The organism is Myxococcus sp. AM009 (assembly GCF_013372605.1).
Taxonomy (GTDB): Bacteria; Myxococcota; Myxococcia; order Myxococcales; family Myxococcaceae; genus Myxococcus; species Myxococcus vastator.
In genome coordinates, this window is sequence record NZ_JABXEP010000018.1 from 44399 (window position 1) to 60254 (window position 15856).

A 15856-nucleotide genomic window follows, 5' to 3' on the forward strand; every position below is an offset into this window, starting at 1 on the left:
GGGACAGCGTGTCGGACAACAACACGGGCATGGAGATCGCAATCACCGGCATGGCCGGGCGCTTCCCGGGCGCGCGCAGCCTGGAAGAGCTGTGGCGCAACCTCTGCGACGGCGTGGAGGCCATCGAGCCGCTTTCGGACGAGGCGGTCCTCAAGGCGGGCCTGCCCCCTGAGGTGCTGAAGGATCCGCATTTCGTGAAGGTGGCCTCACGGCTGGAGGACGTGGCGGGCTTCGACGCGGCCTTCTTCGGCTACACGCCGCGCGAGGCGGAGGTGATGGACCCGCAGCAGCGCCTCTTCCTGGAGTGCGCGCTGGAGGCGCTGGAAGACGCGGGCTACGGCGCGCCGCCTCCCGAGCTGCTGGTGGGCGTCTTTGGCGGACAGGCCCTGAGCACGTACCTGCTGCTCAACCTGCTGGGGAACGCGGAGCTGATGCGCACCGTGGACCCACTCCAGCTCAACCTGGGCAACGCGGGCAGCTTCCTCACCACGCGGGCCGCCTACAAGCTGGACCTGCGCGGGCCCAGCTTCAACATCGAGAGCGCGTGCTCCACGTCGCTGGTCGCGGTCCACGTCGCCTGTCAGAGCCTGCTCAACCAGGAGTGTGACGTCGCGCTGGCGGGCGGCGTGTCCATCAATCTCCAGATTCAGGGCGGCTACCGCTACGTGGAGGGCGGCATCCTGTCGCCGGACGGGCACTGCCGCCCCTTTGACGCGCAGGCCAAGGGCATCGTCTTCGGCAGCGGCGCGGGCGTGGTGGCGCTGCGGCGCCTGGAGGACGCGCTGGCGGATGGCAGCCCCATCTACGCGGTCATCAAGGGCTCCGCGGTGAACAACGACGGCGCCGCGCGCGTGGGCTACACCGCGCCGGGCGTCGAGGGCCAGGCGGCCGTCATCTCCGAGGCCCTGGGCAGCGCGGGCGTATCGGCCGGTAGCATCGGCTACGTGGAGGCGCACGGCACCGGCACCGCGCTGGGCGACCCTATCGAAGTGCAGGCCCTCATCCGCGCCTTTGGCGACGAGGCGGCCGGGCCGCGCACCTGCGCCCTGGGCTCCATCAAGCCCAACCTGGGCCACCTGGACGCGGCGGCGGGCGTGGCGGGCCTCATCAAGACGGCGCTGGCGCTCAAGCACCGCAAGCTGCCGCCCAGCCTCAACTTCGAGACGCCGAACCCCAACATCCCCTGGGATGCGAGCCCCTTCTACGTCAACACGAAGCTGCGCGAGTGGAAGGCCCCCGCCAGGGAGCCCCGCCGCGCGGGCGTGAGCAGCTTCGGCATGGGCGGCACCAACGCCCACGTCATCCTGGAGGAGCCGCCCGCCCGCGCCCCCGCTCCGTCCACGCGCCCGCACCAGCTCCTGGTCCTGTCGGCGCGCACGCCCACGGCGCTCGCCGCGCAGGCGTCCCGGCTGGAGGAGCACCTCCGCGCGAACAAGGGCCTGGAGCCCGCGGACGTGGCGTACACGCTCCAGGTGGGCAGGCGCCGCCACCCGCACCGCCGCGCCGTCGTCTGTCAGGGGCGTGAGGACGCGCTCACCGCGCTGGGCGACATCAGCCGGCAGCTCTCCGCCACCGAGGAGCGCACCAGCCGCCCCACCGTGTTCATGTTCCCCGGTCAGGGCTCGCAGTACGCGGGCATGGCGCAGGGCCTGTACGAGCGCGAGCGCGGCTTCCGCGCGGACGTGGACGACTGCGCCACCCGGCTCACTCCGCACCTCAAGCTGGACCTGCGCGAGGTCCTCTTCCCCGCCGCGAACCGCGCCGAGGAAGCGCAGCGACAGTTGCAGCAGACGCGGCTGGCCCAGCCTGCCCTCTTCACCATTGAATACGCGTTGGCGCGGCTGTGGATGTCCTGGGGCGTGCAGCCCGAGGCCCTGATTGGCCACAGCATCGGTGAGTACGTGGCCGCGTGCCTCGCCGGCGTCTTCAGCCTGCCGGACGCGTTGGCCTTGGTGGCCGCGCGGGGCCAGCTCATGCAGGACCTGCCGCCGGGCGCCATGCTCTCCGTCGCGCTGTCGGAGGCGGAGCTGGTGTCCTCGCTGGACGCCCGGCTGTCCGTGGCCGCGGTGAACGCGCCGTCGATGACGGTGGTCGCCGGCCCCGAAGACGCCGTGGACGCGCTGAAGGCCCGGCTCGACGCGCGGGGCGTCCAGTCGCGCCGCCTGCACACCTCGCACGCGTTCCACTCGGCGATGATGGAGCCCATCGTCGCGCCCTTCACCGAGCGCCTGCGGCGGATGAAGCTGTCCGCGCCACAAATCCCCTTCCTCTCCAACGTCACCGGCACCTGGGTGACGGCCGCCGAGGCGAAGGACCCGGCCTACTGGGCCCGCCACCTGCGTCAGCCGGTCCGCTTCGCCGCGGGGCTCGCGCAGCTGCAATCCGCGCAGGTGCTCCTGGAGGTCGGTCCCGGCCGCACGCTGACCACCTTCGCGTCCCAGCCCGGCGCGCTCCGGCAGGCGCCCACCACGGTGACGTCGCTCCGTCATCCGGACACGCGGCAGGCGGATACGGCCGTGCTGCTCGGCGCGCTGGGACAGCTCTGGCTGTCGGGCGTGGACGTGGACTGGGAGGCCTTCAATGGCGAGGCACGGCGCCAACGCGTCGGGCTGCCCACCTACCCCTTCGAGCGCAAGCGCTACTGGGTCTCCCCCGACGGGCACCGCGCCCTGGCGGCCGCCCCGTCCGCGGAGCGCGCCCCCGAGACGCAGGAGCCCGACGAGGCTCCGGCCGCGGGCTACTCCCGCCCCGCGCTGGCCGTGGCCTACGTGGCGCCCGACACCGAGGACCAGCAGGTGGTGGCGCGCATCTGGGAGGACGTGCTGGGCGTGCGGCCGGTGGGCATCCACGACGACTTCTTCGCGCTCGGTGGGCACTCCCTGCTGGCCACCACGGTGGTGGGACGGCTGCGCGACACCTTTGGCTTCACGGTGCCGCTGCAATCGCTGTTCGAGGCGCCGACGGTGGCGCGACTGGCGGCCCTGGTGGCCGAGCAGCGCAAGAGCCCCGGCCATGACGACCCGGAGGTGGAGGCCCTGCTGCGGATGCTGACGGAGCTCACCGCCAAGGAGGGCGCGGCCAGCCGTTAGCCGCGCGTCCACACCCCTTTCGAGAGACAGCCCATGGCACCTCCCATCTCCCCACCCCTGAAGGCCCTCCTCCTGGCCATGGAGTACACCCCGAACGTGGCCGGCGGTGTGGGCACCTACGTCTACGAGCTGGCCCGCGGGCTGGCGCGTGGCGGGTGCAAGGTCACCGTCCTGGCATACACGCCCGGCGAGCCCGCGGTGCTCCGCGAGCCCAACCTCACCGTGCACATGATGCCGCCCAGCCGCGGCAGCCTCTCCCAGGCGGGAAAGCTCTCCCTGGTGGGCGGCATCCGTGTCTTCAACGACGACCTGCTTCACCGAGGCCGCGAGCTCATCCGCGAGGAGCAGCCAGACCTCATCCACTTCCACCAGTGGCACACCCACCGCGCCGCGCGAGCGCTGGCCAACGAGGCCGGTGTGCCCGTGCTGGGGACCAGCCACTACATCTCCGAGCCCGCCGAGCGATGGTGGGGACAGACGCCCGACCCGGAGATTCTCGAGGAGGAGCGCAGCTTCTATGATGGGACGACGAACGTCATCTCGGTGAGTGACTCCATGAGCCAGCTCATCCGGGAGACCTACGGGATGCCGGCCTCGCTGCTGCACACCATCCACTGCGGCATGGACGCGGGCCCCTACCTCCAGCCCTCACACTCGCCGGAGGACTACGCGCGCCTGCGCGCCACGGTGGCCACGCCGGATGACCCGGTCGTCCTCTACACGGGCCGGCTGCACCCCATGAAGGGCATCAGCGCCATCTTCGCCGCCGCCGAGCGCGTGCTCGAGCGGCGCCCCAACGTGCGCTTCCTCCTGGCCGGTGGCACCGACTCGCGCGAGTCCACGCAGATGGTGCAGACGCTGACCCAGCGCTACGCGCACCTGCGCCACCGCATCAAGCTGCTGGGCAAGCTGCCGCGCCAGCAGCTCGGCCTCCTCCATCGAATCGCGGACCTGGCGCTGGTGCCTTCGCTGTACGAGCCCTTTGGCTACACGGCCATCGAGGCCATGGCCTCCGGCCTGCCGCTGGTGGCGACGCGCTCTGGAGGCCCGTCGGAGATCGTCGACCACGAGAAGACGGGCCTGCTGGTCCCCGTCCTCCCCGGGGCGCCGGGAGGTCCGCGCGAGGTGGACGTCGAGGCGCTCGCCGCCGCGCAGCTCAACCTGCTGGAAGACCGTGAGCGGGCGCGGCGCATGGGGCTGGCCGGCCAGCAACGCGTGGTGGAGCTGTTCAGCCTGCCGCGCATGGTGGCCGCCAACCTCGCCGTGTACCAGCAGCTCGTCGGCGGACAGGGACGCGAGGTGCGGTCATGACGGAGTGGCTGGCCTTCCACGTCCCCTCACCGGCGTCCTGGGTGCGGCTGTTCTGTCTGCCGCACGCGGGCGGCAGCGCCTCGCTGTTCCGCACCTGGCAGGCGGAGCTGGGGCAGGACATCGAGGTGTGTCCGGTGCAGCTCCCCGGCCGGGAGAGCCGCCTGCGCGAGCCGCCCTTGCGCGCGCTGCCGGACGTCATCGCGCCCCTGGTGGACGTGCTGGCGAAGCACACGGACAAGCCCTACGCCCTCTTCGGACACAGCATGGGCGCGCTGCTCGCATACGAGCTGACGCGGGCCCTGCGCGAGCGCGGGCTGCCAGCGCCCCTGCACCTCTTCGTCGCCAGCTACCGGGCGCCGCACACGCTCCAGGCCCACACGCCGGCCACGGCCACCCATGACATCGACGCGTCCGAGGCCCGGCGCCTGGGTGAGTCACGCGCCGTATCCGGCGAGATGGCCGAAGAGCTGCTGACGCTGATGCGCGCCACCATGCTGGCGGACACCGCCGTGTGCGAGGGCTACGCGTGGAAGCCAGGCCCCGTCCTGTCGTGCCCGCTCTCCGCCTTCCGCGGCTTCGACGACTACGTGCTCGATGACGCAACGGAGGCGTGGCGCCAGCTCACCGCCGGTCCATTCGCCACCCAGACGTTCCTGGGGGACCACTTCTTCCTGCGACAGACGCCGCGCGGCCTGCTGCAGAACATCCGCCGGAGCCTCACCATGCCCCCTTCTTCCAAGGAGCCTTCCCGATGAAGTACCTCGTCTACGTCAAGGACCGCACCTCGGGCCCGCAGCCCCAGGACCCCATCGCCCTCAACCGCGCTGTCCGTGACTGGGTGGGCGCCCGCCTCCAGGACGGCACCTTCGACTGTGCCTACTACGTCCTCCCGAAGATGGGCCTCTGCATCCTCAACGCCGACTCGCACGAGTCGCTGCTGTCGCTGCTGCGCGCCTGGCCATCCTTCGCGTTCCAGGAGTTCGAAATCCACATGCTGGCGGACGTGCGTCACGGCATCGACAACAACTTCGAGCGCCTGCAGAAAGCAAGCGCCCCAGGCCAGACCGAGAGCGCGGCCTGACGCACCACCCGGGAGAGCTGCCATGAGCACCGCCACCGCCCAGAAGGGCGCAGAGCCCCTGGTCCCCGAGCGCATGCCGCTCGACAACCGCCGGGCCTTCTACGAGCGCATCGAAGCCAACAACAAACCCGTCATCCTCACCGACGCCATGAAGGGCTGGCCCGCGGCCGAGCGGTGGACCTTCGACTACTTCGCCACGAAGTACCGCGACGTGAGCGTCCCCGTGGAGTGGCTGCAGTACAACGCCAAGGACACGGGCGGCGTGGAGCGCGTGGGCCGCGTGCGGAAGATGAGCATGCAGGAGTACGTCGACACGCTGAAGGCGAAGGGCGACGAGACGCCGGGCTACCTCATCGGCAACGACTTGTTCCGCACCCTGCCGGAGCTGCACAAGGACGTCCGCTTTGACGAGTACGCCGTCCAGCGCAAGCTCACCGAGCAGCTCTTCTTCATGGGTCCGCGCGGCACCTTCACCCAGCTCCACCTGGACCGCGCGCACAACCTGCACGCCGTCATGGTGGGCCGCAAGCAGTGGCAGTTGTACTCGCCCAGGCGGGACGCGGAGCTGCGCCCGGCGAAGCTCAGCCACCCGTGGTCCGTCGTGAGCACACATGACCTGACGCCACACGGCGGCAAGGCGGACCAGCTCCCCGGTGGCCTCGCCCCGGACTATGACTTCGTCCTGGAGGCCGGGGAGATCCTCTACCTGCCCTACGGCTGGTGGCACCGCGTGTACACGGTGGAGGACGCCATCGCCACCAACTACTGGTGGTGGACCTGGTCGATGCTGGCCAAGCTGGGCCCGAAGCTCATCCCCTCCATCGCCTTGAGCGCGGCGGGCCGCATCCGCAAGCAACAGAAGCTGGGCCGCGAGTACCGCGAGCAGTAACGCGGCCCCGCCGTCTCACTCCAGTTCGATGAGGGCGCCCACCACGGCGCCCTGCGCGACATTCACCACGCCGGTGCCCCGCTGCATGGGGCACATGCGGAAGAAATGCCCGCCGTAGGTCTCTCCCAGCACGAAGAGCCCCCAGACCACGCTGTAGGGCACCACCGTGCCCTCTGGCCCCAGGGCGTGGATGGGCGTCGGACGCACGCGCTCCTGCACCACCCAGCCGCCCGCGTCGAGCGCCTCGCGCACGGCCGTGTCCCAGTCGGCGGCGGAGGTCGCCCAGCCCACCCGCACGGACTCGCCGCCGTAGTCCCGGCCCGGCTTGAGGACCAGGGACTCGCGCTGCGAGGCCAGCAGCTCTGGGATGAAGTACCGCGTCCCGTCGCGCTCGACGTGCGTCCGTTCGACCCGGCATGTCCAGGGGACGTTCCGGCGCACCAGCTCCCGTTCCGGCTCGGACAGCGCGGACGTCGTCACGTGCTCCCAGAGCAGCGTGAGGTTGCGCTTGTCGTCGAGCACATCCTGCGCTGGGCCGTTGAGCAGACTGACCGTCCGGGCATCGAACGCGGCCTGCGCCCGCGCGACGTAGGCCGCTCCCGCCAGCGCCACCCTGTCTCGCGCGTCGTACTCCACGACGGCGTGCAGTCGCTTGCCCCGGAGCGTGAGGCGCGCGCCGGGCCCGGACTCCACCGAGCCATAGGTGGCCATGAGGACCTCGCCGCGCGCGCCTTCGGGCTGGAGGAGTTCTTGGAGCTGGGCGGTGAAGAACCGGCTCACCTGCTCCGCCGGGCCCGCGTCCGGCAAGGTGCTGGGGGAGAAGAGGATGCCGATGTTGCACTCCCCTTCCCAGTCGAGGTCGCGCCGCACGGTGTCGACGAGGTTCGCGAAGAAGTCGCGCAGCGTCCGCGGCTGACGGACGCGCAGCCGCTGCTCCACGGCGAAGCGCTGCATCGCGGGCTGCGCCAGCACCTGCTGGACGTGGAGGGCCGTCTCCCAGCCCCCCACGCCCGCCGTCATGTTGAACTCCAGGCACTTGAGGGCCGTGCCGTCATGGATGAAGTCACCGCGGCCAATGGCCCCCCGGGCGTCATCCGTCCGCGCCAGGGCGTCGAGCGCCGCGTGCGCCCGCTCATGCGGAATCCCATAGAACGCCGCCGCGCGGTCCGTGGCCCCCAGCAAACGCCGAGGGGCCTGCTTGATGAGCCGGCAGAGCGCCGGGGCGACCTCCCGCATCTGCCGCGCGACCGGGCCTTCCACGAAGGTGGGCCAGGCGTGCAGCTCATACGGGATGAGCGGCGACGCCTCGTACGGCTTGAACGTGTGGCGCGAAAAGGCCTCGGGGACGCGCTCGGTGAACTCCAGGAACGCAGCGGCGGCGGGGGAGAGCTGGCCATGCTGCGCTTTGACTTCTGGGGGGAAATGTCCGCCGGGAATCGGCTCGGGCACGCTCATGGGCGTACGGCTCCTTCATGCACAAGGGTTGAAACCGTTGGGACGCGGCGGGCCGCTCAAGACAGCTCGCAGACCAGCCGCAGCTCGCTCGTGTAGCGGCGCTGCGCCGCGTCCGTGAGCCAGAGGTGCTCCGGGTCCGGCAGCATCTCCGAGAACTGGACCCGCGAAGCCGGCGACTTCTCCGCCGTGCTCCGCACCAGCTTCGCCATCATCTCCACCAGCAAGGGGCTGTCGAAGTCCACGAAGCAGGGCTTGCGCTCCGTCGCCACCTTGAAGAACGCGAAGCGCGGAATGCCCAGCCCCTGCTGCCAACGCCGGGCAGCCAGCCACTGCGCCAGTGGGTCCGTGATTCCGGCGAAGCCCAGCTCGGACGCGGGCGCGCTCCAGCGCTCCCGGGCGATGACCACGCCGTCCACCGTCACCCGAGGCGAGTAGTCATCCGCCAGCGCCAGGTCGAAGATGCTGGCGCAGCGCTGCTCCAGGAACACGGCCATGAACGCCATCAGGCCGAAGCGGCGCCCGCTCACGCGGTCGAGGACCTCCAGCGTGCCGTCACGCCGCTCCACCACCATGTCCCCCACGCGAAGCGCGCGAGCCCCCGGCTGGGGCGGCGGCTCCTGCCCGGAGAGGTAGTAGAGGCTGTCACGCGGGAAGAGACACGGCAGCGTCCGCTGGCTCCACTCGGACTTGGGGAACACGGGCACCACGTCCGCCCCGGTGGCGCACCGCTCCGCGAGCGCGAAGAGCTCCTCGGGCGCGGGGTGCTGCTCCACGAAGAGCGAGGAGATGCTGTTGCACAGGTGCAGCTCCCCCAGCACCAGCTGGTAGTCCCCGGTGCGGACTGCCTCCTCGCTGGCCGCGTCAATCATCACGTCCGGCGAGGCATGCCAGCGGCTCCGCCACGCCGGGCCCGCCTCGCCGAAGGCCTCGAGCACCCGGGGCCGGAGCGAAGCAACGGTGCGCGTCTGTCGTCTGACCTCCGGCTCCAGCGCGAAGAGCTCACGCCAGCGCCGGCGATGCTCGGCGACGGCCTGGGCCACGGGCATCAGCTCCGCTTCGGTGGCCGGGTCCTTGAGCCCCTGGACGAAGGCGAGTTGGAGCGCGGTGAGCGACACGGGCGCGCCGCCTTCGGACAACCGGTCGAACAGCGCATCCAGCCCCGCGCGCGTGCCCCGGGTCACCTCCCCCACCAGCCACCGCGCCCCGGTCAGCACCAGCTCCAGCACGGCCCCGAGCCGGTCAACCACCGGAGCGCCCAGCGCCAACGCGCCGTCGCGCTCACAGTCCTCGTAGATGAGCGTCCGCGAGGCATACGTCTGGCCCGCCGCGCGCGTCGGCGGCGCTCCCGTCACTTCCTGGAACACGGCCTCCAGCTCCGCGACCGCGGCATCCAAGGCCGCGGGCGCCCCAGCCGCGGCTTCGACCGCGGCCCGCGCGCGCTCCAGACGCTCCAGCGGCGCCAGCGCACGGGCTCGTGCGTCCGCATCCTCGATGGCCATCAGCGCGCCGCGCAGCACCCCCTCGGGCCGGAGGACGAGCGGCACCTCCCAGCCCCAGACCAGGACGCCGAACCCCACGGCCTGTTCGAGCGCCGTGAAGACTTCATCCTGCGTGGCGAAGGCAGGCGAAGCACCGGCCGTGAGCTCCCGCGCGAGGCTCACCGCGCTGACCGAGCCATCACACCGCGACAGCAGCAGCGCCTGCTCCGGGCTCAGCTCCACCGGCGTGGGCATGGGGCCGTGAAGCACGGGGCCCTCCAGCCGGAAGTAAGGCAACAGCCGGGGCGGTGCCCAGTGACGCAGGGACGCGTCACGCGCCAGCGCGGCGCTGAGCGCGTCCAGGCACCACGTCTCGAAGTAGACCGCGCGCCGGGAGACGAGCCGCTCCCCGGGCGTCCAGCGCAGCCCGTCATTCGAAGGGGTGAGCCGAGCCCAACCCACGGGGCCAAAGAAGCCGATGGTGTCGTTCTTGGTGCTGTAGCGCTGGACATAGGAGGCCACCAGTCGCTCGCGCTGCCGGGCCTTGCTGTTGCGCGCGGTGGCGGGAAGGGCCGCCAGCGGCTCCACGCCCGTCTTGAAGGCATGGCGGTTCTGCCAGAGCAGCGCCTCGCTCAGGTGGGATGCTCCCGCCAGTGAGCGCAACGCCGCGCTGATGGAGAGCAGGTCCGAGTCAAACGCGGTGCGCAAGGCGTCACCGGGTGTCTCAACCCCTGATGCGAGCCATGTATCGGCGGCGGAGGCCGCTGTCGGGGCCGCGAGCCGGAGCGCATCCTGGGCGGGAAAGCCGGCGCCACGCAGCGCGGCCCATGGCCACAGGGCCATTCCTGGAGCAAGGGAGACGAGCGCGGGTGCTTCGGGCTTCGCGAAATCCAGAGGCTCGGGTACACCAATCAAGGAAGTCTGCCCCTTCCGAATAATACGTTTACGCTAGTATAGAGCCTCTCCCTTTCAACCACGAACCCTGTATGAACGCTCAATCATCATTGCCGCGCTTGTCGTATTTCACGGGTCGAGGCGTCGCCGAGAAGATCCGCCTGCTGCTCGCCGAGTCCGGAACGGAGTACGAGGACATCGACCTGGGCCCCTATGACGTGCAGGCCAAGGTGAAGACGCCGGCCTTCGAGGCCCTCAAGGCCGCTGGCAAGCTGGCCTTCGACAAGGTCCCGCTGTGGGAGGAGCCGGACGGCTTCCGCGTGGTGCAGAGCCTGGCCATCCTGCGGCACGTCGCGCGCACCCGCGGCCTCTATGGGAAGGATGCGCGGGAGACCGCCGCCTGCGACATGGTCATCGACGGCGTCGAGGAAGTGACGGCCCGCGCGCGCAGCCTGACCTCGCTCACGCCGGACCAGCTCTCCGAGCAGCTCCCCATCATCCTGGGCGAGGAGCTGCCGCAGTGGCTCGCGCACTTCGAGCGGCTGCTGAAGGGCAACGGCAGCGGCGACGGCTTCTTCGTCGGGGCCTCCGTGACGGTGGCGGACACCAGCGTCTTCGGCTTCCTGGAGCTGCTGGTGGACAACGGCCTCCAGGACCTCCTGGAGAGCACCTACCCTGGGCTGTTCGGGTTCTTCGAGCGCATGAAGCAGCGCCCCAACCTCGCGCGGCACCTGGCCAGCCCCAAGCGGCCCCCCGCCGTCCAGCTCCTCAACGGCTGAGCGAAGCCGCGACTCACGAAGCCCCCCGGCCATGACGCTTACCTTGAAATTCCACGACTCCGTCAGCCACCTGAGCGACGCGGAGCTGGATACCCTCACCTCTGAGTCGAGCGTCTTCTTCGGCCGACGCTGGCTCCGCATGCTGGACGCGGTCGACCTGTCCGCCATGGCCCGGGGGGAGCTGTCCCTGCGATATGCCATTGCCTATCAGCAGGGCACTCCCATCGCGCTGTGCCCGTGTTTCATCACCCGTAGCAAGACCATCTACACGCCCTACTCGCTGGAGCATTTCCTCTTCACCAGTTGGAAGAAGGGCTTCGCCAACGGGCCCGCCTGGAGCCGGGTGGCCGTCGCGGCGGCGGACCTCTACCGCAACGTGGCCTGGCGCACGGGCGCGGGCTTCGATGGCGGGGTCTTCGTCACCAGTCCGCTCAGCATGCGGAGCAGCATCCACTGCGCCGCGCGGTCCGCGGAGGTCGCGAAGCAGGCACGGGAGCTCATCCTCCAGGGGCTCCGGGAGCTCGCCACCAGCGAGCGGCTGCCGCTCTACTTCTACGGCGTGGAGCGGGACGACACGACGCTGAGAGACGCGCTGACGTCCGCGTCGTTCCAGGAGATCTTCATCTACGACGACAACGTCATGGATGTCCCGGGGGACACTTTCGACGCCTACCTGGGCCAGTTCAAGAGCGACGTCAGGAGGGTGCTCAAGAAGGAGATCGCTCACGCGCAGAACGCGGGCGTTCGCTTCGAGCGTGTCTCCCGGATGGGCGAGCTGGCGGAGCAACTGGAGCGGTTCTACGAGGTGACCTACTCCAAGTACGGCAACGAGCACCTCCGCCACCCTTCCACGTTCTGGGCGGCGCTCGACAAGCACGTCGCGCCCGAGGCCGAGGCCGTGGTCGCCTACCAGAACGGCGAGCCCATCGGCTTCTCCCTGCTGCTCCACAAGCACGACGAGATGTGGTTCTACCGGGTCGGCCGCGCCGAGGCCGGCGCCTCCGAGACGCCGCTGTATTTCAACCTCGCCTTCTACGAACCGCTGCGCCGGGCCTACGAGCTCGGCGTCAAGAAGCTCTGGCTGGGCGCCAGCGGGTACGAGACGAAGCGGCGCCGGGGCGCGCGCAGGCACGGGCTGTACAGCTACCTGTGGATTCCGGGGCGCTGGTCCCGCGCCGTGCTTCAGCCCTACGTGTCTGCCTACTCCCGCGTGGCCATGGCCATGGCCGCTGGCGGCACGCAGAATGGTCGCATCCGCAAGACGCCCTGAAACGTCGAGGTGAGGGCCTGTCGGGCAGCCAAACCTCCCCCGCTCCAGGGCGCGGCTTGCCCTTCGGAGCGGCGTGCCCAGCTTGGCGGCTTCAGGACGGGAACGTGACGTGGCTGCCTTGTTCGGAGTGGACCCGCCTCGCGGCCTTCCGGCGGCGTGGGGTCGTGCGCTCCTGCTGGGGCTGCTCCTCGCCGGCCTCGCCCTCCTCGCCGCCTCGGAGGCCTTCCAGTCCGTCCTCCAAAGGTTCCTCGACGCGGCCGCGCCCGTCATCGCCGAGCACCCCTTCTGGGGCGCGGTGCTCTTCGTCCTCCTGTCCGCGCTGTCGGCCATGCTGGCGTTCTTCTCCAGCGCGCTGCTGCTCCCCGTGGCCCTCGATGCCTGGGGGAAGACCGTCTGCGCGCTCCTGCTCTGGACGGGGTGGATGCTGGGAGGCGCCTGCGCCTATGGCATCGCCCGCGCCTGGGGCAGACCCTTCATCCGCCGGCTCACCTCCGCCCGCGTGCTCGCCCACTACGAGGAGCGCATCTCCCGGCACAGCTCCTTCGGCTTGGTGCTCCTCTTCCAGCTCGCGGTCCCCTCCGAGATTCCCGGCTACGTGCTCGGCCTGGCGCGCTATGGGTTGCGCCGCTACCTGCTCGTCCTCGCGCTCGCGGAGCTCCCGTACGCGGTGGGCGCCGTCTATCTGGGCTCCAGCGTCCTCGAGCAACGCCCCCTCGTCCTGCTGGGCCTGGGAGTGTCCGGCATCCTCTTCGGTGCATGGGCCCTCCATCGCTTGCGCAAGCGCCTGCGTCCGTAGCCCCGGGCCACGAGCAGCCCCATCCTTGCGACAGCCGGGCGGGCCACACCGCCATGGAGAGCGGACATGGAGCCCAAGCAAGCACAGCCCTGGCATGCCCTCCCCTTGGAGGAAGCCGAGTCCCAGCTCGGGACTGGAGCGCTCGGGCTCCAGCGCTCCACGGCCGGCGCCCGGCTGGCGCGGCACGGGCCCAACCAGCTCGCGGAGACCCCGCCGACGAGCCCCCTGGCGCTGCTCGTCCACCAGTTCAAGAGCCCCCTCATCTACATCCTGCTGGCCGCCTGTGCGGTGACCCTCGTGCTGGGTGACTTCATCGACGCGGGCGCCATCGCGGCCATCCTCGCCATCAACGCCGCCATCGGCTTCACGCAGGAGCGGCGGGCCGAGGTCTCGGTCCGGTCGCTGATGCGGCTGGTGTCACCCAAGGCGCGCGTCATCCGCGACGGACACGAGTGGGAGGTGGAGAGCCGGGAGCTGGTGCCCGGAGACCTGGTGCTGCTGGAGTCGGGCACCCGGGTGCCGGCGGACCTGCGGTTGGTGTCCGCGACGGCGCTGACCGTCGACGAGTCGCTGCTCACCGGCGAGTCAGCCAACGTGCACAAGCGCGCGAGCGTGGTGGCCGCGGACGCGCCGCTGTCGGACCGGGAGGACATGGCCTACACAGGCACGGTGGTGTCCAGCGGGCGGGGGCGCGGCTACGTCGTGGCCACCGGGGGCGCCACCGAGCTGGGGAAGATCGCCGGTCAAATCCGGGGCGAGGCCGTGTCCACCACCCCGCTCCAGGAGCGGATGGACCGGTTCGCCCGGCTGGTGGGGCTGGTGGTGCTCGTGGGCTCCGGGCTGAGCTTCCTCATCGGCGTGGTGCGGGGCGAGTCCATGGCGCACATGTTCATGCTCGCGGTGGCGCTCGCGGTGGCCGCGGTGCCCGAGGGCCTGCCCGTGGTGCTCACCATCACCCTGGCGGTGGGGGTCGGCCGCATGGCGCGGCGGCGCGCCATCATCCGCAAGCTGCCCGCCATCGAAACGCTGGGCAGCACCACCGTCATCGGCACGGACAAGACGGGCACGCTGACGGAGAACCGGATGACGGTGCAGGAGCTGTGGGCCGGAGGCCGCTTCCTCACGCTGTCGGACGAGGCCCCGCGGAGGGATTCTCGGGCGCGGCCGGTCGAGGGCGCGGAGGACCTGGCCGAGCACCCGCCGCTGTACATGCTGCTGCTCGCGGGGGTGCTCGCCAACGAGGCCGAGGTGTTCCAGGGAGAGCAGGGCGTGGAGACGCGCGGAGACCCCACGGAGGCGGCGCTGCTGCTGGCGGCGGAGCGGCTGGAGCTGGCGCACGAGGCGGTGCGGGGACACTGGACCTCCTACGCGGAGATTCCCTTCGAGCCCGAGCGGCAGTACTCGGCGAGCATCCGTGAGCGCGACGGCCAGCGGGTGGTGTTCGTGAAGGGGGCGCCGGAGCGGGTGCTGACGATGAGCACCGCGCAGCTCGGTGAGGCGGGCGTGGAGCCGCTGAATGGGGAGGCCGTGCACCAGGCGGCGGCGGCGCTGGCCGGGCGGGGCCTCCGGGTGCTGGCCATGGCGTACCGGCGGCTGGAGGGCGAAGGGGCTCGGCCGGACACGGTGGGAGACCCCGAGGGCCTCGTCTTCCTCGGGCTGACGGGGATGATGGATCCGCCGCGAGCGGGCGTGCGCGAGGCCATCGCGAGCTGCCAGGCCGCGGGGCTCCGGGTGGTGATGATCACCGGCGACCACGTGGCCACGGCGCGCGCCATCGGCCAGGAGCTGGGGCTCGCGAGCGGCGGCGCGGCGATGACGGGTACCGAGCTGGCGACGCTGGACGACGCGGCCCTGCGGAGGCGGACGAAGGAGGTGGACATCTACGCCCGGGTGGCGCCAGAGCAGAAGCTGCGGGTGGTGCAGGCGCTGCAGGCCGTGGGCGAGGTGGTGGCGGTGACGGGCGACGGCGTGAACGATGCACCGGCGCTCAAGGCGGCCGACATCGGCGTGGCCATGGGCAAGAGCGGCACGGACGTGGCGCGCGAGGCCTCGGACATGGTGCTGGCGGACGACAACTTCGTGAGCATCGCCGCGGCGGTGGAGGTCGGGCGCGTCACCTTCGACAACCTGCGCAAGGCGACGTTCTTCCTGGTGAGCACGGGGGCGGCGTCCATCATCACGCTCATCACCTCGCTGGCGCTGGGCTGGCCGCTGCCGCTGCTCCCCGCGCAGTTGCTGTGGCTCAACCTGGTGACGAAGGGGCTCCAGGATGTGGCGCTGGCCTTCGAGCCCGCGGACCCGGGGGTGATGGCGCGGGCGCCCCGGGCGCGACGGGAGGGGTTCATCTCCGAGCTGCTGTGGGAACGCACGGTGCTCGCCGGAGGGGTCATGGCGGCGGGGACGCTGCTGGTGTTCAGGTGGGAGTTGGAAGAGACGGGCTCGCTCACGGTCGCGCAGACGGCGGCGCTCACGACGATGGTGCTCTTCCAGATGTTCCAGGTGGGCAATTCGCGCTCGGAGGCACAATCCGTGTTCGCGCGCAGCCCCTTCTCCAACCCCATGCTGTTCTGGGCCACGGCCGCCTCACTGGTAGTGCACGTGGGAGCCCTCTACCTCGCCCCGACCCAGTTCGTGCTGAGGGTGGTGCCGCTCACGGACTGGAACTCGTGGGTGCGCATCGTGGGGGTGGCCTCGACCATCATCGTGGCCATGGAGCTGCACAAGCGGCTGCGGCGACCAGGTCCGCCCGTGACGTCCCGGGCCGCCCAGCAGCCCCGCGCGGCCTGATGGAGGGCCGTGCGCCCCGGGGCGCGA

The 15856-nt window shown here is 71.0% G+C and carries 11 protein-coding genes; 9 read left to right on the forward strand and 2 right to left on the reverse strand.

The features are described from left to right. The first annotated feature begins 8 nt into the window (after positions 1-8). The 5 genes from HV824_RS06920 to HV824_RS06940 are packed head-to-tail and all read left to right on the forward strand — an operon-like array spanning position 9 to position 6370. On the forward strand, positions 9-3089 hold the full coding sequence (locus HV824_RS06920; RefSeq protein WP_368738029.1) for a type I polyketide synthase: 3081 nt from the start codon (positions 9-11) through the stop codon (positions 3087-3089). 33 nt (positions 3090-3122) lie between these two features. Then, positions 3123-4400: a glycosyltransferase family 4 protein gene (locus HV824_RS06925; protein ID WP_176422931.1), complete on the forward strand. Its 1278-nt coding sequence runs from the start codon at positions 3123-3125 to the stop codon at positions 4398-4400. Then, the gene (locus HV824_RS06930; protein ID WP_176422932.1) at positions 4397-5155 is read left to right on the forward strand and encodes a thioesterase II family protein; all 759 of its coding nucleotides are present in this window, start codon (positions 4397-4399) and stop codon (positions 5153-5155) included. Before HV824_RS06925 ends, HV824_RS06930 begins: the two co-directional genes overlap by 4 nt. Then, complete coding sequence (locus HV824_RS06935) at positions 5152-5481, forward strand: hypothetical protein (RefSeq protein ID WP_176417669.1); 330 nt, start codon at positions 5152-5154, stop codon at positions 5479-5481. The genes HV824_RS06930 and HV824_RS06935 overlap by 4 nt, the downstream gene beginning before the upstream one ends. Positions 5482-5503: 22 nt before the next feature. Next, positions 5504-6370: a cupin-like domain-containing protein gene (locus HV824_RS06940; RefSeq protein ID WP_176417670.1), complete on the forward strand. Its 867-nt coding sequence runs from the start codon at positions 5504-5506 to the stop codon at positions 6368-6370. Positions 6371-6385: 15 nt separating this feature from the next. On the opposite strand, the gene HV824_RS06945 is transcribed toward HV824_RS06940, so the two are convergent. Then, entirely contained in the window at positions 6386-7825 is a 1440-nt protein-coding gene (locus HV824_RS06945; RefSeq protein ID WP_176422933.1) for a hypothetical protein, read from the reverse strand. 56 nt (positions 7826-7881) lie between these two features. After that, positions 7882-10011 carry a lantibiotic dehydratase gene (locus tag HV824_RS06950; protein WP_255207822.1) on the reverse strand — a complete coding sequence of 710 codons (2130 nt, stop codon included), beginning with the start codon at positions 10009-10011 and terminating at the stop codon, positions 7882-7884. A 278-nt stretch (positions 10012-10289) separates the two neighbouring features. Between HV824_RS06950 and HV824_RS06955 the strand changes: the two genes are divergently transcribed. The 4 genes from HV824_RS06955 (at position 10290) to HV824_RS06970 (ending at position 15829) form a co-directional block, all read left to right on the forward strand. Next, positions 10290-10976, forward strand: coding sequence for a glutathione S-transferase (locus HV824_RS06955; protein WP_176417672.1), 687 nt, complete (start codon positions 10290-10292; stop codon positions 10974-10976). Positions 10977-11007: 31 nt separating this feature from the next. Next, a complete protein-coding gene (locus HV824_RS06960; RefSeq protein ID WP_176417673.1) occupies positions 11008-12246 on the forward strand; it encodes a GNAT family N-acetyltransferase in 1239 nt (412 codons plus the stop codon). A gap of 109 nt (positions 12247-12355) precedes the next feature. Continuing rightward, complete coding sequence (locus tag HV824_RS06965) at positions 12356-13042, forward strand: TVP38/TMEM64 family protein (RefSeq protein WP_368670925.1); 687 nt, start codon at positions 12356-12358, stop codon at positions 13040-13042. 66 nt (positions 13043-13108) lie between these two features. After that, the gene (locus HV824_RS06970; RefSeq protein ID WP_176417674.1) at positions 13109-15829 is read left to right on the forward strand and encodes an HAD-IC family P-type ATPase; all 2721 of its coding nucleotides are present in this window, start codon (positions 13109-13111) and stop codon (positions 15827-15829) included. Positions 15830-15856 lie beyond the last annotated feature (27 nt).

Bases quoted from the DNA above. Each gene is read 5' to 3' on its own strand.
- HV824_RS06925 (WP_176422931.1), top strand. From the start codon at position 3,123: ATGGCACCTCCCATCTCCCCACCCCTGAAGGCCCTCCTCCTGGCCATG.
- HV824_RS06930 (WP_176422932.1), top strand. From the start codon at position 4,397: ATGACGGAGTGGCTGGCCTTCCACGTCCCCTCACCGGCGTCCTGGGTG.
- HV824_RS06935 (WP_176417669.1), top strand. From the start codon at position 5,152: ATGAAGTACCTCGTCTACGTCAAGGACCGCACCTCGGGCCCGCAGCCC.
- HV824_RS06940 (WP_176417670.1), top strand. From the start codon at position 5,504: ATGAGCACCGCCACCGCCCAGAAGGGCGCAGAGCCCCTGGTCCCCGAG.
- HV824_RS06945 (WP_176422933.1), bottom strand. From the start codon at position 7,825: ATGAGCGTGCCCGAGCCGATTCCCGGCGGACATTTCCCCCCAGAAGTC.
- HV824_RS06955 (WP_176417672.1), top strand. From the start codon at position 10,290: ATGAACGCTCAATCATCATTGCCGCGCTTGTCGTATTTCACGGGTCGA.
- HV824_RS06960 (WP_176417673.1), top strand. From the start codon at position 11,008: ATGACGCTTACCTTGAAATTCCACGACTCCGTCAGCCACCTGAGCGAC.
- HV824_RS06970 (WP_176417674.1), top strand. From the start codon at position 13,109: ATGGAGCCCAAGCAAGCACAGCCCTGGCATGCCCTCCCCTTGGAGGAA.